We start from the raw sequence: 312 nt of genomic DNA, 5'->3' as shown, positions 1-312 counted from the left end.
ACGTAGGCACGATTGGTCACGTCGACCACGGCAAGACCACGCTGACGGCAGCAATCGCAACGGTGTTGTCGAAGAAGTTCGGCGGCGAAGCGAAGGCGTATGACCAGATCGACGCGGCGCCGGAAGAAAAGGCACGTGGTATCACGATCAACACGGCACACGTCGAGTACGAAACGGCTGCGCGCCACTATGCGCACGTTGACTGCCCGGGTCACGCCGACTATGTGAAGAACATGATTACGGGTGCAGCGCAGATGGACGGCGCAATCCTGGTGTGTTCGGCTGCAGACGGCCCGATGCCGCAAACGCGTG

1 protein-coding gene is annotated in these 312 nt (G+C 60.9%); it reads left to right on the top strand.

What is annotated here, in order from left to right; all coding sequences use genetic code 11:
• On the top strand, window positions 1–312 hold a 312-nt coding region (locus ACRXB1_RS37545; RefSeq protein WP_449494959.1), incomplete at both ends, for a GTP-binding protein.

Source organism: Caballeronia sp. M23-90, assembly GCF_053574605.1.
The sequence above is the reverse complement of the archived record's forward strand: the minus strand, read 5'-3'. Positions and strand labels throughout refer to the sequence as shown.